Origin of the sequence: Amycolatopsis sp. NBC_00355, assembly GCF_036104975.1 — a bacterium.
Classification (GTDB): Bacteria; Actinomycetota; Actinomycetes; order Mycobacteriales; family Pseudonocardiaceae; genus Amycolatopsis.
The window spans coordinates 186830-200662 of record NZ_CP107982.1 but is presented as its reverse complement, the minus strand read 5'-3'; the positions used below and the strand labels follow the sequence as shown (position 1 = coordinate 200662).

The 13833-nt window shown below is 73.2% G+C and carries 11 protein-coding genes; 2 read left to right on the top strand and 9 right to left on the bottom strand.

The window, feature by feature from the left end; translation table 11 throughout:
• Positions 1-95 precede the first annotated feature (95 nt).
• The 5 genes from OHS18_RS00850 to OHS18_RS00830 all read right to left on the bottom strand — a co-directional run bounded on the left by OHS18_RS00850 (position 96) and on the right by OHS18_RS00830 (position 6134).
• Complete coding sequence (locus OHS18_RS00850) at positions 96-644, bottom strand: cysteine hydrolase family protein (protein WP_328615513.1); 549 nt, start codon at positions 642-644, stop codon at positions 96-98.
• 30 nt (positions 645-674) lie between these two features.
• Positions 675-2045: an MFS transporter gene (locus tag OHS18_RS00845; protein WP_328615512.1), complete on the bottom strand. Its 1371-nt coding sequence runs from the start codon at positions 2043-2045 to the stop codon at positions 675-677.
• An 82-nt stretch (positions 2046-2127) separates the two neighbouring features.
• On the bottom strand, positions 2128-2568 hold the full coding sequence (locus OHS18_RS00840) for a MarR family winged helix-turn-helix transcriptional regulator (protein WP_328615511.1): 441 nt from the start codon (positions 2566-2568) through the stop codon (positions 2128-2130).
• 70 nt (positions 2569-2638) lie between these two features.
• Entirely contained in the window at positions 2639-4864 is a 2226-nt protein-coding gene (locus tag OHS18_RS00835; RefSeq protein WP_328615510.1) for a glycoside hydrolase family 3 N-terminal domain-containing protein, read from the bottom strand.
• 139 nt (positions 4865-5003) lie between these two features.
• Complete coding sequence (locus OHS18_RS00830; RefSeq protein WP_328457136.1) at positions 5004-6134, bottom strand: cytochrome P450; 1131 nt, start codon at positions 6132-6134, stop codon at positions 5004-5006.
• 265 nt (positions 6135-6399) lie between these two features.
• Between OHS18_RS00830 and OHS18_RS00825 the strand changes: the two genes are divergently transcribed.
• Entirely contained in the window at positions 6400-8337 is a 1938-nt protein-coding gene (locus OHS18_RS00825) for a glycosyltransferase family 39 protein (protein ID WP_328615509.1), read from the top strand.
• A 58-nt stretch (positions 8338-8395) separates the two neighbouring features.
• Here the strand turns inward: OHS18_RS00825 and OHS18_RS00820 are convergent, their stop codons facing one another.
• From OHS18_RS00820 to OHS18_RS00810, 3 genes are all read right to left on the bottom strand, one after another.
• Positions 8396-9760 carry an NAD-dependent succinate-semialdehyde dehydrogenase gene (locus tag OHS18_RS00820; RefSeq protein ID WP_328615508.1) on the bottom strand — a complete coding sequence of 455 codons (1365 nt, stop codon included), beginning with the start codon at positions 9758-9760 and terminating at the stop codon, positions 8396-8398.
• 150 nt (positions 9761-9910) lie between these two features.
• Positions 9911-10309: an STAS domain-containing protein gene (locus OHS18_RS00815; protein WP_328615507.1), complete on the bottom strand. Its 399-nt coding sequence runs from the start codon at positions 10307-10309 to the stop codon at positions 9911-9913.
• Positions 10310-10469: 160 nt separating this feature from the next.
• Positions 10470-12086, bottom strand: coding sequence for a GAF domain-containing sensor histidine kinase (locus tag OHS18_RS00810; RefSeq protein ID WP_328615506.1), 1617 nt, complete (start codon positions 12084-12086; stop codon positions 10470-10472).
• A 166-nt stretch (positions 12087-12252) separates the two neighbouring features.
• Here OHS18_RS00810 and OHS18_RS00805 point away from each other — a divergent pair, with 166 nt between their 5' ends.
• Positions 12253-13152: a hypothetical protein gene (locus tag OHS18_RS00805; protein WP_328457146.1), complete on the top strand. Its 900-nt coding sequence runs from the start codon at positions 12253-12255 to the stop codon at positions 13150-13152.
• On the opposite strand, the gene OHS18_RS00800 is transcribed toward OHS18_RS00805, so the two are convergent.
• Positions 13112-13792, bottom strand: coding sequence for a response regulator transcription factor (locus tag OHS18_RS00800; protein ID WP_328457148.1), 681 nt, complete (start codon positions 13790-13792; stop codon positions 13112-13114). The genes OHS18_RS00805 and OHS18_RS00800 overlap by 41 nt on opposite strands.
• Positions 13793-13833: the final 41 nt, after the last annotated feature.

Below are 13833 nucleotides of genomic sequence, written 5' to 3'. Positions count from 1 at the left end.
TTCGCCCCTGGCCGAGACTCGCACTCCCGCGCGGGCCGTGGCGTCTCCGGCGTTGCGCCGGGTGTGGAGGAATCACCGGACGCGGCGGCCGCGTGTCAGGACACGCTCGACGCCCACTCCCCGACGGTGGCGACACCGCCCCGGCGGGCGAAGATGTGGGTCACGAGAGCGTCGTGCAGTTCGGGACTCGGATCGACGCAGGCGTCGGACAGGACCGTGACGCCGTAGTCGAGGTCGGCGGCCTGCAGGGCGGTCGACAGGACGATGCCGCCGGTGGCGATGCCGGCCAGGACGAGGTGACCGATGTCCTGGGCCTCGAGGAGCTGCCGCAGGTTGTTGCCGGCGAACGCGCTGACGCGGTTCTTGTAGACGACGAGCTCGCTGTCGAGGGGCGCGACGTCGGGGTGGATGGCGGCGCCCTCGTCGTCGGCGGTGTAGAGGCCGGCCGGCACCGAGCCGAACATCTTGTTGCGGGAGTGGACGTCGGCGTGGTCCGGCCGCAGCCGGAGGGCGACGTGGATGACGGGGACGCCGGTGCGCCGCGCGGTTTCCAGCGCCCGCACGGCGCGCGGCAGGTAGTCCTCCGGGACGCGCGCGAGGTGGGTGTTCTGGAGGTCCATCGCGAGCAGGGCGGTACGGGACACAGTCGGGCCTTTCTTGCGGGACAACGGGAATCAGAGGCGACGCAGGCCGCGATCGGCGATCGTGACCAGCAGGAACAGCACGGCGGCCGCGAGCATCACCCAGGCCAGGGTGTGCATGCCCGCCGTGCTGGCGTGCGGGCCGAAGGCCGCCGCCGTCGTGGCGGACGCGACCATCGAACCGACGTAGGCGAAGGTGCGCAGCAACCCGGCCGACGACCCGGTGCGCTCGGGATCCGCCTGGTGGTAGACGGAGTTCTGCAGGGCCAGGCCGGCCGCCCCCTGCGGGATGCCGAAGACGACGGCGATCAGCAGCAGCATCCACAGTGGACTCGCGGCGGTGAGCACCAGCATCAGCACGCACCCGGCGATCTGCCCGAGCGCGCCGAGCAGGAGCTTCCCGCGCACGCCCTTGTGCCGGCCGGTGGTGATCGAGACGACGATCGCCACCAGGAACATCGGGATCTGCGCGAGCCCGGCGTGGAACGGCGAGAGGCCGAACCCCTCCTCGGTCCACTGGGTGAAGCCGTAGAGGAAGGCGTAGGAGACGATGTAGGCGACCAGCGCGCGCCCGTAGGTGGCCAGCAGTGGCGCGTTGCCGCCCAGCACCCGCAGGTCGATGAACGGGATCGCGGCCCGCAGCTCCCGCACGGCGAAGGCGGCCCCGGCCACGACGGCGATCACCAGCAGGTACCAGCTGCCCGGGCGCAGGTCCATCAGGAACAGCAACAAGGCCACCAGCATGGCGGCGAAGAGGCCCATGCCGGGCAGGTCGAGCCGGGCGGTCCAGCGTTCCCGTGTGGACGTCTCCTCCGTGCGGGGCAGCCGCAGCAGCCCGAGCACGACCGCGACCGCGGCCAGCGGCACGTTGAGCGCGAAGGTGGCGCGCCACCCGCCGAGCCCGATCAGCAGGCCGCCGAGCAGCGGGCCGATGACGGCGATGGTCTGGTTGGCCACGGCCAGCGCGGTCAGCACGCCGGCGGGGTTGTCCTGCCCGGTGCGCTTCGCCTCGCTGCGCAGCAACGCCATCGCGGCCGGGTAACCGGCGCACGTGCCGAACCCCAGCAGCACCCGCGACGCGACCAGCACACCGAGGCCCGGGGCCACGGTCCCGAGGACGCCCGCGACGCCGACCAGGCTCGTGCTGATCAGGAAGAGCCGGCGCGGGCCGAAGATGTCGATCAGCCGGCCCACGATCGGCTGGCCGAGCGCGGTGGCCAGGTACAGGGCCGAAACCAGCCACGCGGTCTGCGAGGGCGGGGCCCCGAGCGCCGCGCCGATCGGGACCAGCGCGACGGCCATGATGGTCGAGTTGACCGGGTTCAGGATCGACCCCAGCAGCATCGGCGGGATCAGCCCGCGGTCGAAGCCCGCCTTCGCGGCTCCCGGTGTCCGGTCATCCACGGCCCGGTCGTGCACGGTCCGGTCGTGCACGGTCCCGCCAGCCGCAGTCCGCTCATCCGCAGCCCGCTCATCCGTGGTCCGCTCAGTCATGGACGAGCCGATCCAGCACCGCCATCGCGGCCAGGATGGTCTGCCGTTCCTCCTCCGTGCACTCCTCCTGCAGCCGCGCGGCGAGCCACTCGCCACGAGCCTGCCGGCCCGCCTCGACGTGCCGGCGTCCCTTGGCCGTGACGGTGACCAGCAGGCGGCGGCCGTCCCGGGGATCCGGCCGCCGCTTGACGAGGCCGAGGTCGAGCAGCGCGGCGACCGTCGAGGTCATCGACTGGTGCCGCACCCCGTCGGCCGCGGCGAGGTCGCTGGTGGTGAGACCGTCGCTGTCGGCCAGCCGGGTCAGCACCGTGGCCTGCGACAGCGTGACGTCCCCGGGGTCCGAGGCACCGGCGATGCCCCGGCGCAGCCGCCGGATGACGGCGCGGACCCGCTGTGACGCCTCGACGGCCGACGGAGACAGTTGATCACCCATGCCCGTCACCGTAACCGCGGCGACGGGAGATGTACAGTCAGCCTGTACAGTTACCTGTATGTATCGTCGGTCACACCACCGTGAAGCTCGACGTCAGGGTGGCCGCCGAGCTGGTGCCGACGTAGACCTCGATCTTGCCCGGCTCCACCCGGAACCTGGCCGCGTTGTCGTAGAAGCCGACGTCGTCGGGGGTGAGGGTGAACGAGACCGTGGTCGACGCGCCCGCGGCCAAGGTCACCCGCTGGAAGCCGCGCAGCCGCCGGACGGGCTGGACGATCGTGGCGACCGGGTCGCGCACGTACAGCTGGACGACCTCGTCGCCCGCGCGGGTGCCGGTGTTGGTGACCTTCGCGCTCACCTGGATCCGCCCGCCGCGGGCCGGCAGCCGGGTGTCCGACAGGCGCAGGCCCTCGACGCGGAACGTCGTGTACGACAGGCCGAAACCGAACTCGTAGAGCGGGCCGGACTCCAGGTCGAGGTACTTGGACGTGTACTTGTTCGCCGGGTCGGCCGGGCGGCCGGTGTTCTCGTGGTTGTAGTAGATCGGGATCTGGCCGACCGCGCGCGGGAAGCTCACCGGCAGCTTGCCGCCCGGGTTCACCGTGCCGAACAGGACGTCCGCGACCGCGTGCCCGCCCTGCACGCCCGGCGCCCATGCCTCGAGGATGGCGGGGGCGTTGTCGTGCAGGTACGGGATCGTCAGCGGCCGGCCGTTGACCAGCACCACCACGAACGGCTTCCCGGTCGCCTTGATCGCCGCCACCAGCTGCTGCTGGACGCCGGGGAGGTCGATAGTGCTGCGCGCGGCGGCCTCACCGCTCATCGCGGCGGTCTCGCCGACCACCACGACGGTGACGTCGGCCGCGCGGGCCGCCTGTTGCGCGGCGGCGAACCCGCTGGTGTCGGTGCCCTCGACGGTGCAGCCGGCGGCGTAGGTCACCGTGGCCCCGGGCGCCGCGGCCTTGATCCCGTCGACCACGGTCACCGGCGGCGTCGTGGCCGCGCCGGTGCCGAGGCCCGACCAGGTGCCGTTGAGGTCGTAGGTCGCGGTGCCGAGCGGCCCGACGACGGCCACCGAGCCGACCGTCTTCGCCAGCGGCAGCACCGGCCCGTCGTTCTTGAGCAGCACCATGCACCGCCCGGCCGCCTGGCGCGACGCGGCGAGCGCGGCCGGCGACGGCGCCTTGACCTCGCCGGCCTCGTCGGCGTACGGCCGTTCGAACAGGCCCAGCTTGACCTTGACCAGCAGGATCCGGCGGACGGCGTCGTCGATCTGGTCGCGCGTGATCCGCCGTTGCGCCAGCAGCTGCTGGCCGTACCGCACGTAGTTCGTGCTGACCATCTCCATGTCGACACCGGCCGGGAGCGCGGCCGCGGCGGCGTCCGCGCCGTCACCGGCGAGCCCGTGCAGGATCAGCTCCTCGACGCCGGTGTAGTCGCTGACGACGAACCCGCGGAAGCCGTAGGCGCCCTTGAGGACGTCGTGCAGCACGTAGCCGTTGCCGTGCGCGGGCACCCCGCTGATGGTGTTGAAGCTGGCCATCACGGTCGCCACGCCGGCCTCGACCGACGCTTTGAACGGCGGGAGGTAGAAGTTGTGCAGCCGCTGCAGCGAGACGTCGACGGTGTTGTAGTCGCGCCCGCCTTCGGCCCCGCCGTAGGCGACGAAGTGCTTGGCGCAGGCGGCGAGGCGGTCCGGTGACGAGTAGTCGTCACCCTGGTAGCCGCGGACCTTCGAGACGGCGAGTTTCGTGGCCAGGTAAGGATCTTCGCCGTAGCCCTCGGCGATGCGCCCCCAGCGCGGCTCGTGGGTGACGTCCATCATCGGGGCGTAGGTCCAGTGGATGCCGCTGCGCCGGGCCTCCTTCGCCGAGACCGACGCGTCGGCGCCCGCCACCGCGGGGTCGAAGCTCGAGCCCTGGGCCAGCGGGATCGGGAAGTTGGTGGTGTACCCGTGGATGACGTCCAGACCGAAGATCAGCGGGATGCGCAGCCGGGTCTGCTCGACGGCGACGCGCTGCAGGGCGTTGAGCTTCGCCGCGCCGACCACCGAGAAGACGCCGCCGAGCTGCCCGGTCGCCAGCGCCGTGCGCGCGTCGGTCTCGTTGCCGAGCAGCTGCAGCTGGCCGAGCTTCTCGGCGAGGGTCATCTGCTTGAGCAGGCCCTCCACCCGGTCGTTGCGCTCCGGCCGGGCGACGGGATCCGCGGCGGCGGGCGAAGCGAGCACGCCGCTCGAGACGACGCCACCGGCGGCGAGCAGGCCGCCGACACCGGCGAGCAGGCTGCGCCGGTTCACTCCGTCTGTCGTGGTCGGACGATCGGCTGGGTGGCTCTCGGTCTGTTCCATGGCGGGGACCCTTTCGCGAGCGAAACCGGCCAATCAGGATAGACACGATCCGCACCCGCCAGGGCCGTCAATTCGGCCGGGTACTTCGTTACCAGGTCACCGGCAGTTCGTACGGCCCGAAGACCGCCGAGTCGTGTTTGAACCGGACGTCGTCCAGCGGCCCGGCGAGCCGCAGGTCCGGGACGCGGCGCAGCAGCGTGGCGAAGTAGACCTCCAGCTCGAGGCGGGCCAGGTTCTGGCCGATGCACTGGTGCGGGCCGAAGCCGAACGCGAGGTGGTGGTGGCGGTTCGGGCGGCCGAGCGCGAACTCGTCCGGGCTCGTGAAGTGCGCGGGATCGCGGTTTCCCGCGTGGCACAGCCCGATCACGCCTTCGCCGGCGCGGATGCGGACGCCGGCGAGGTCCGCGTCGGCGGTCGCGATCCGGGCCGTCGCCACCTCCGCCACCGACAGGTGCCGCAGCAGCTCCTCCACCGCGTCCGGGACGCGGGACGGGTCCGCCGCCAGCTCGGCGTGGATCCGCGGGTTCTCCAGGAGGAAGAGCGTGCCGAGCGCGATCATGTTGGACGTCGTCTCGTGGCCGGCCACGACGAGCAGCACGGCGAGGCTCGCGAGCTCGGCGGCGTTGACGTCCCCGGTGGCGCGGCGCCGCTGCACCTGACGGCTGAGCAGGTCGTCGGCGGGTTCCGCCGCCTTCAGCGCGATCAGGTCGCGGAAGTACGCCTGCAGCTCGTCGACCGTCCGCTGCCGCTGCTCCCGCGTGGTCTGGCGGCGCAGCAACGCCATGCTGCGGGTCTGGAAGAACTCGTGGTCGGCGTAGGGCACGCCCAGCTGGCCGCAGATCACCCGCGACGGGATCGGCAAGGCCACAGTGGACACCAGGTCGGCCGGCCGCGGCCCGGCCAGCAGCGCGTCGAAGCGTTCTTCGACGATCTCGCGGATCCGCGGGCGCAGCCGTTCGAGGCGCCGGATGGTGTACTCGCCCACGAGTTCGTGCCGCGCCGCGGTGTGCTGCGGCGGGTCCATGTTGATGATCGACGGCGTGAAGCTCCGGGGCCCGGAAAGCGGTTCCCGGACGAGGAACGGGAACCCGGGCAGCAGCCGGTCGGAGCTGAACCGCGGGTCGGTGAGCATGGCGCGGATGTCGTCTGCGGCGGTGAGCACCCAGGTCGTGCCGCCCCACGGCAGCCGGACCCGGCCGGCGCGCCCGGATTCCCGCATCCCGCGGTATTCCGGCGGTGGGTCGAAGGGGCACGTGCGGCGCATCGGGAAAGCGGGAAAATCGCCTGCTGACGACACTTCGGCTGTTTCGGACACGGCGCGGACGTCTCCCATCCTCCGGATGGCTTCACGGTAGGAGCGCTCCGGCGGCCGGTTCATCTCACGGCGTGCTGGCTGCGGGCCACAACGGCACCGGCGCGGCGGACCCCGTGGTATCCCCGGAAGGTCACACCCCCGGGGGAGCCACCACGACCGAGGAGCGCCCGTGTCGACGACCATCACCGAGGCCCCGGCCCCCGCTCCGCCGGAGGCGGCCGCGAAACCCCGCTGGCAACCCTGGGCGCTGGCCGTGGTGTGCGCCGCCGCGGCCGCGTTGTACCTGTGGCACATCGGGGACGGCCGGATCGGGAACAGCTACTACTCCGCCGCGGTCCGGTCGATGTCGGCGGGCATCCGCGACTTCCTGTTCGGCTCGTTCGACGGCCTCGGCGTGGTGACGCTCGACAAGCCCCCGCTCGGCCAGTGGCCCCAGGTGCTGTCCACCGCGCTGTTCGGGTTCCACGGCTGGTCGCTGCTGCTCCCCCAGGCGCTCGAAGGCGTCGCCGCCGTCTTCCTGCTCCACCGCGCGGTGCGGCGCTGGGCCGGGGAGAACACGGCCCTGCTCGCCGCGGCGCTGCTCGCGGTGACGCCGGTGACCGTCGCGGTCGACCGCGACAACAACCCGGACAGCCTGCTCGTGCTCCTGCTCGTCGCCGCGGCTTACGCCCTCACCCGGGCCGTGCGGGCCGAGCGCCCGCGCAGCGCGACGCACTGGCTGCTGGCCTGCGCCGCGCTGCTGGGTTTCGGCTTCACGACGAAGATGCTGCAGGCGTGGATCGTGGTCCCCGGCTTCGCCGTCGCCTACCTGGCCGGCCCCGGCGCGGGCCCGCGTCGCAAAGCCGCGGACCTGCTCGGCGCGGCGGTCGTCCTGGTCGTGACGTCCGGGTGGTGGATCGCGCTGGTCGACCTGTGGCCCGGCACCAAGCCCTACATCGGCGGCAGCACCGACGGCTCGGCGTGGCAGCTCCTGTGGGGCTACAACGGGTTCAGCCGGATCCTGGGCGGCGACGCGACACTGCCCGGCGGCGGGCTGCCCTCGGGCATGGTGCTCCCGCCCGGCGTCCGGCTCCCGCCCGGTGGCCTCGTCAAGGTGTTCGGCGGCGAGCCCGGCGCGGGCCGGCTCTTCGGCGACCTGGCCGGCGGGCAGATCTCCTGGCTGCTGCCCCTGGCCCTGGTCCTGCTGGCCGCGGCGGCCGTCGCCGGCTGCCGCGCGCCGCGGGCCGACCGGGCCCGCACGGCGGGCTGGCTGTTGTGGGGCAGCTGGCTGGTCGTCACCGGCCTGCTGTTCAGCTTCGCGCACGGCACCTGGCACCCGTACTACACCGCCGTGCTGGCACCCCCGATGGCCGCGCTCATCGCGGCCGGCGTCGCGTGGCTGTGGCGGACGCGCGCGCGGTGGCCGGCGCGCGCGGTGCTCGCGGTGGGGTTCCTGCTCACCGGCGGCTGGGCGTTCGTCCTCATCGGACGGACGCCGGGGTACCACGGGTGGACCGCCGCGGCGGCGCTGATCGGCGCGATCGCCGCCGCCGCCGCGGTTTCCGTGCCCCGGCTCGTCCGGCCGGGCGTGGTGCTCGGGCTGGCCGCGGTGGTGCTGACGCCGGCGGTCTGGTCGGTGGCCACGGCAACGGCCGGGACGGACAACGGCCCGCTGCCGACGGCCGGTCCCGCGCTGGGCGGCGCTCCCGCACCCGTCGCGCTTTCCCCGCAGGAGCAACGGATCCTGTCCTACGCGCGGCAGCACAGCGGCGGTACCGCGATCACGCTCCTGATCGACGGCAGCGCCATGTTCACCGCGCCCTACCTGATCACGACCGGCGACCCGGTGGTCGGCGTCGGCGGGTTCCTCGGCACGGACGACGTCCCGACGCCGGCGACCCTGCAGCGCTGGGTCGCCGACGGCACGATCAAGTACGTCCTGAGCTACACCGCGCCCGGCGACCCCGGCCCGACCGGGGTGCAGCGGGCCCGGTCGGCGTGGTTCGACGCGCACTGCACGACGCTGCCGCCGGCCGAGTACGGCGCGAAGGCGGCGGAAGTGCAGGGAGCGTCGTCGTTCACCGGCCTGGTCGGCGGCGAGCGGCTGCGCGAGTGCCACAGGTCGTGAGTGTTCAGGGCGGTTCTAACCGCCCTGAACACTCACGACCAGCCGCGGCGGACCCGGGTCAGGCGATCCAGACCGTCTTGGCGTTGACGAACGTGCGCGGCCCGAAGGACGCGAGTTCCCGGCCGTAGCCGGAGTTCTTGGCGCCGCCGAACGGGACTTCGGGGGTGGACTGGGTGAATTCGTTGAGGTACATCATCCCGGTCTCGACCTCGGTCACGAACCGCTCCTGCTCCCCCGGGTCCGCCGTCCACGCGCTGCCGCCGAGGCCGAACGGCGAGTCGTTGGCGACGCGGATGGCGTCGTCGGCGTCCCGGACCCGCCAGATCAGCGCCACCGGGCCGAAGAACTCCTCGTGGTGGCCCGGGGACCCGTCCGGGATGTCGGCCAGCACGGTCGGCGGGTAGTAGAACCCCGGGCCGTCCAGGGGTTTCCCGCCGGTGAGCAGCCGGGCGCCGGCCTGGACGGTGTCGCTCACCTGCCGGTGGATCGTCTCGACGGCGTCGGCCGAGGACAGCGGGCCGAGGTCGGTGTCGTCCTTCATCGGGTCACCGACGGTCAGCGACGCCATCTTGTCGGTGAACTTCCGGGTGAACTCCTCGGCGACGTCCTCGTGGACGATGAACCGCTTGGCGTTGACGCAGGACTGGCCGTTGTTCAGCGTCCGCGAGCCGACGCCGGCTTCGACGGCTTTGTCCAGGTCCGCCGAGGGCATCACGATGAAGGCGTCGGCGCCGCCCAGTTCGAGCACGCTCGCCTTGACGTTCCGGCCCGCGGCGGCCCCGACCTCGCGGCCCGCCGGCTCGCTGCCGGTCAGCGTCACCGCGCGGACGCGCTCGTCGCCGATCACGGCCTCGATCGCCGACGACGGCACGAGCAGCGTCTGGAACACGCCTTCGGGGAAACCGGCGCGGCGCAGGACGTCTTCGATCGCCAACGCGCACTGCGGGACGTTCGACGCGTGCTTGAGCAGGCCGACGTTGCCCGCCAGCAGCGCCGGCGCGGCGAACCGGAAGACCTGCCAGTACGGGAAGTTCCACGGCATCACGGCGAGCACCGGCCCGAGCGGCTCGTACCGGGTGAAGACCTTCGCGCCCTCGACCGGCCACGGTTCGTCGGCGAGCATCTCCTCGCCGTGGTCGGCGTACCAGCGGCACCCCTTCGCCGATTTCTGCACTTCCGCGACCGCGGCGGCGTGGGTCTTGCCCATCTCGAGCGTCGCGAGGCGGCCCAGCTCGTCCGCCTCGGCGTCGAGGATGTCCGCGGCCCGCCGCAGCAGCGCGGCGCGATCGCCGAAGGACGTCTTCCGGTAAGCGCGGAAGGCCTCGGCGGCGAGCTGCAGCTTGCCGTCCAGCTGCTCGTCGGTGAGCGCGTCGAACTCCCGGACCCGCTCGCCCGTCGCCGGGTTGACCGTCGCGATGGCCACAGTGCACTCCTCGCTCGTCGAAAGATCGTTCTCCGAAAGATCGTCGCGCTCCGCGTACCCACGCGAGGAACCCGGGAAACGCAGGTCACCCGCGTGGGCTTGGGCCGATCGGCCCAGCCGGGAGCAGGTCGCGCGAACGGCGGTACCCGCCTACCCGGTGACGCCGACGGTGCCCAGCACCGCCAGCCACTCCCGGGCGGCGGCGAGTGTGCTCTGCACCTGCAGGAGGTGGTCCAGCCCCAGCACGGCGATCGGCCGCAGGACCGCGCGCTGGTCGCTGACCAGCACGCACGGGATGCCGGCGGCGTGCGCGTCGGCCGAAGTCGTGAGCAGCACGCGCAGGACGCGGGCCGAGCAGAAACCCACCCGGCTCAGGTCGATCACCAGGGCTTGCGGCCGCAGGGCGAGCTCGTCGGCGAGGCGGCCGAGCAGGTGCTCGGCGATACCGCCGTCGAGGTCCCCGGTGGCGGCCACGACCGCCGAGTCGTAGGTGGTGGTCACGGTGAGCGTCGATGTGCTGCGGTGGAAGCGGTCCAGGGGATCGCGCATGATGGCTGTCACCTCCGTGGCGGACGGCGACTCCGCGAACCGGGCCGCCGCCGCGAGGCCGGTGCGAGCGCACCGGCGAATGGGACAACGGCTACTCGGCTGAACCGCGGACACCCGGGACATACCCGGATCGGGTGAACTTCATGCATCGTGGAATGGTTCACGGGCGTGCGGGTAGCGGCACCGCCCACACGACGCGGGTGCCCCCTTCGGCCGCGCGCTCCACCCGGAACGACCCGCCGGCTTCCACCGCGCGCTGTTCGAGGTTGCGCAACCCGCTGCGCACCACGGCTTCCGGCATCCCGATCCCGGTGTCCGAGACCTCGACGACCAGCTCGCCGTCCAGGGACACGGTGATCGCCAGCTCGGCGGCGCGCGCGTGCCGCAGGACGTTGCTGACGGCTTCGCGGACGACGGCCTCCGCGTGCTCGGCCAGTCCCGCGGGCACCCGGTCGAACGCGCCCGACAACCGCACCGTGGTGCGGATCGCGGAGTCGGCCGTCGTGTCGGTGATCGCGTTCTGCAGGCGCGCCCGCAGGCCGTGCGCGGCGCCCGGTTCGGCGTGCAGGTCGAAGATCGCGCCGCGGATCTCCTCGATGACGTCCTGGAGCTGGTCGATGTGCTGGGTGAGCCGGACGGCGACCGCGGGTGAGTCCGTGCGGCGGCGGGTGCCCTCGATCCCGAGGCCGACCGCGAAGAGCCGCTGGATCACCTGGTCGTGCAGGTCGCGGGCGATCCGGACGCGGTCCACGACGACGTCGAGCTCGCGGCGGGCGGCCTGGCTCTCGGCGTCGCGCAGCGCGAGCGCGGCCTGGTCGGCGAAGGCGGAGACGATCTGGAGCTCGTGCTCGTCGAACGCCGCCGCCCCGGGCGCGCGGATCGCCAGCAGCACCCCGGCGGTGGACTCCCCCGACCGCAGCCGCACCGCCAGCGCCGGCCCGAGGTCCACGCCCAGGCCGTCGGCCAGGTCGAACGCCAGGCTGGGCACGCTGCGCGGCACGTGGTCGCGCAGCACCGCGCCGGACGTCGACCCGTCGAGCGGGATCCGGCGCCCCGTCAGCGCCTCGGTGTCCGGTCCGGCGCACACCGTGACGACCAGGCCCCCGCCCTCCACGGCGGGCAGCGCGATGAGCGCGTCGCCGGCGCCGGTGAGCTCGGCCGCCCGGCTCGCGATCAGGTGCAGCACCTCGTGGACGTCGGTGCCGCCCAGCAGCTCGGCGGAGATCTCCCCGGTGGCCTCCAGCCACCGCTGCCGGCTGCGGGTCTGTTCGTAGAGCAGCGCGTTGTCGACGGCGATCCCGGCCGCCGCCGCGAGCGCCACGATCGCGCGTTCGTCGTCGGCGGTGAACGGCCGCTCGCCGCTCAGGTACAGCCGGCCGAGCACCGCGCCGCGCACCAGCAGCGGGACGCCGAGGAAGGTCCGCATCGACGGGTGTCCCGGTGGGAACCCTGGGATGCCTGGGATGCCTGGGATGCCGAGGTCGGCCAGGCGCACCGGATCCCGGCCCGCCACGAGCGCGCCGAGCGGCCCGTGGCCGTCCGGCGGCGGGCCGATCCGGTCGCGGGTGGCGTCGTCGACGCCGGTGACGGCGAACCCGGTCGTGCGGCCGTCTTCGTCGAGCAGGGCGAGGGCGCCGTACCGCGCGCCGACCAGCTCGGCGGCGGACGCGACGATCCGGCGCAGCGTGGTTTCGAGCTCCAGTCCGGCGGAGAAGGCGAGCACGGCCGCCGGCAGCGCGGCCATCCGGTCCCGGCCCGACACGGTCTCTTCGGGCATGCCCCCACCCTCGCACAGCCCGCGGGCCCTCGACGGGATCCGGCCGAACCGCAACCGACGACCTTCGCCCGGCCACCGGAGGCCGTTCGGCACTTGGCCCGGCCGCGGCCACGGCGGACGGTGTGCGGGAAGCGTCATCCCGGGTACCCACAGTTCGGAGCCGTCCATGAAGACCGGTGTCATGCCCGTCGGGCACCTCAGCGCCAGCCAAGTGCGATCCGTCCTGCTCTCGGCGACGGCTCCCCCGCCGCTGCGGAACTCCCGGCCCTGGCGGTTCCAGTGCACCCCGGACTCCATCGAGCTGTACGCGAACCCGCTGACCGGCCCCGACAGCGACCAGCGCGAACGGCTCCTGGACTGCGGGGCGGCGCTGCTGAACCTCCGGCTGGCGATCAAGGCGCAGGGCAGCCACGCCGACGTCCGGCTGTTCCCGACCTCGGGCCGGCCCGAATTGCTCGCCATCGTCCGGCCGCACGGGTACGAGACGATCTCCCCGCACGACGAGGAGCTCGTGACGGCCATCGACGGCCGGCAGAGCAACCGCCGTCCGTTCACCGCCGCCGTCGTGCCGTCTTCGGTGCAGCGGCAGCTGCGCCGCGGCGCCGAGATGGAACGCGCGTGGCTGGCCACCGTCACCGCCGAGCAGGTGCCGCAGCTGCGCGAGATCATGCGCCGCTCGGAGCTCCCGCCGGCGACACCCGGGCCCGGCAGCGGGACGGACCTCGACGTCGAACCCGAGCGACTGGTCGTGGTCATCGGCTCGCTGCACGACACGGCCCTCGCGCGCCTCCAGGCCGGCCAGGCCATGCAGCGGGTGCTGCTGACGGCCACCGCCGCCGGGATCTCGGCGTCGATGTCCTCCCAGCCGATGGCGGCACCGGCGACCCGGCGCGAACTGCGGCAGCTGATCGGCGGCGGGCTCTGGCCCCAGATCATGCTGCGCCTCGGCCACGGCACCGCCGTGCCGGTCTCCGCGCACGCGCTCCTCGAAGACGTCGTGATCAGCGACGAGCACCCGTTCGCCGCTAGCCGCCCGGACGACGTTGCGCGCCGTGGAGCCCGGTGACCAGCACCGCGGCCTGCGATCGCCGTTCCAGCCCCAGTTTCGCCAGCAGCCGCGACACGTAGTTCTTGACGGTCTTCTCCGCCAGGAACATCCGCTCGGCGATCTGCCGGTTGGTCAGGCTCTCCCCGAGCAGGTCCAGCAGCACGAGCTCCTGCTCGCTCAACCCGGCCAGCGGGCCCGGTTTCCCGGTCGTGGCCCGCAGTTCGGCGACGAGCGCGGTGACCGCCCGGCCGTCCAGCAGCGTCTCGCCCGACCCGACCCGGCGGATGGCGTCGACCAGCTGCAGCCCCTTGACGTCCTTGATCACGTATCCCTCGGCCCCGGCGAGGACGGCGTCGACCATCGAATCCGCGTCGGTGAAGGAAGTCAGCATCAGGCACCGCAGGCCGGGCAGCGCCGTGCGCAGGTCCCGGCAGAGCCCGACGCCGTTGCCGTCGGGCAGCCGGACGTCCAGCACCGCGACGTCCGGGCGCAGCGCGGGGATCCTGGCCAGGGCTTCGGACACCGAAGAGGCCTGCCCGACGACGGTGAGGTCCGGTTCGTCGTCGACGAGCTCGGCGACGCCGCGCCGCACGAGTTCGTGGTCGTCGACCAGGAAGACGGTGATGACGTGCCGGTCGTGCCCAGTGCGGTCATCCACCGCCCCAGGCTACGCCCGCCCGCGCCGAACGACCCCGCAGG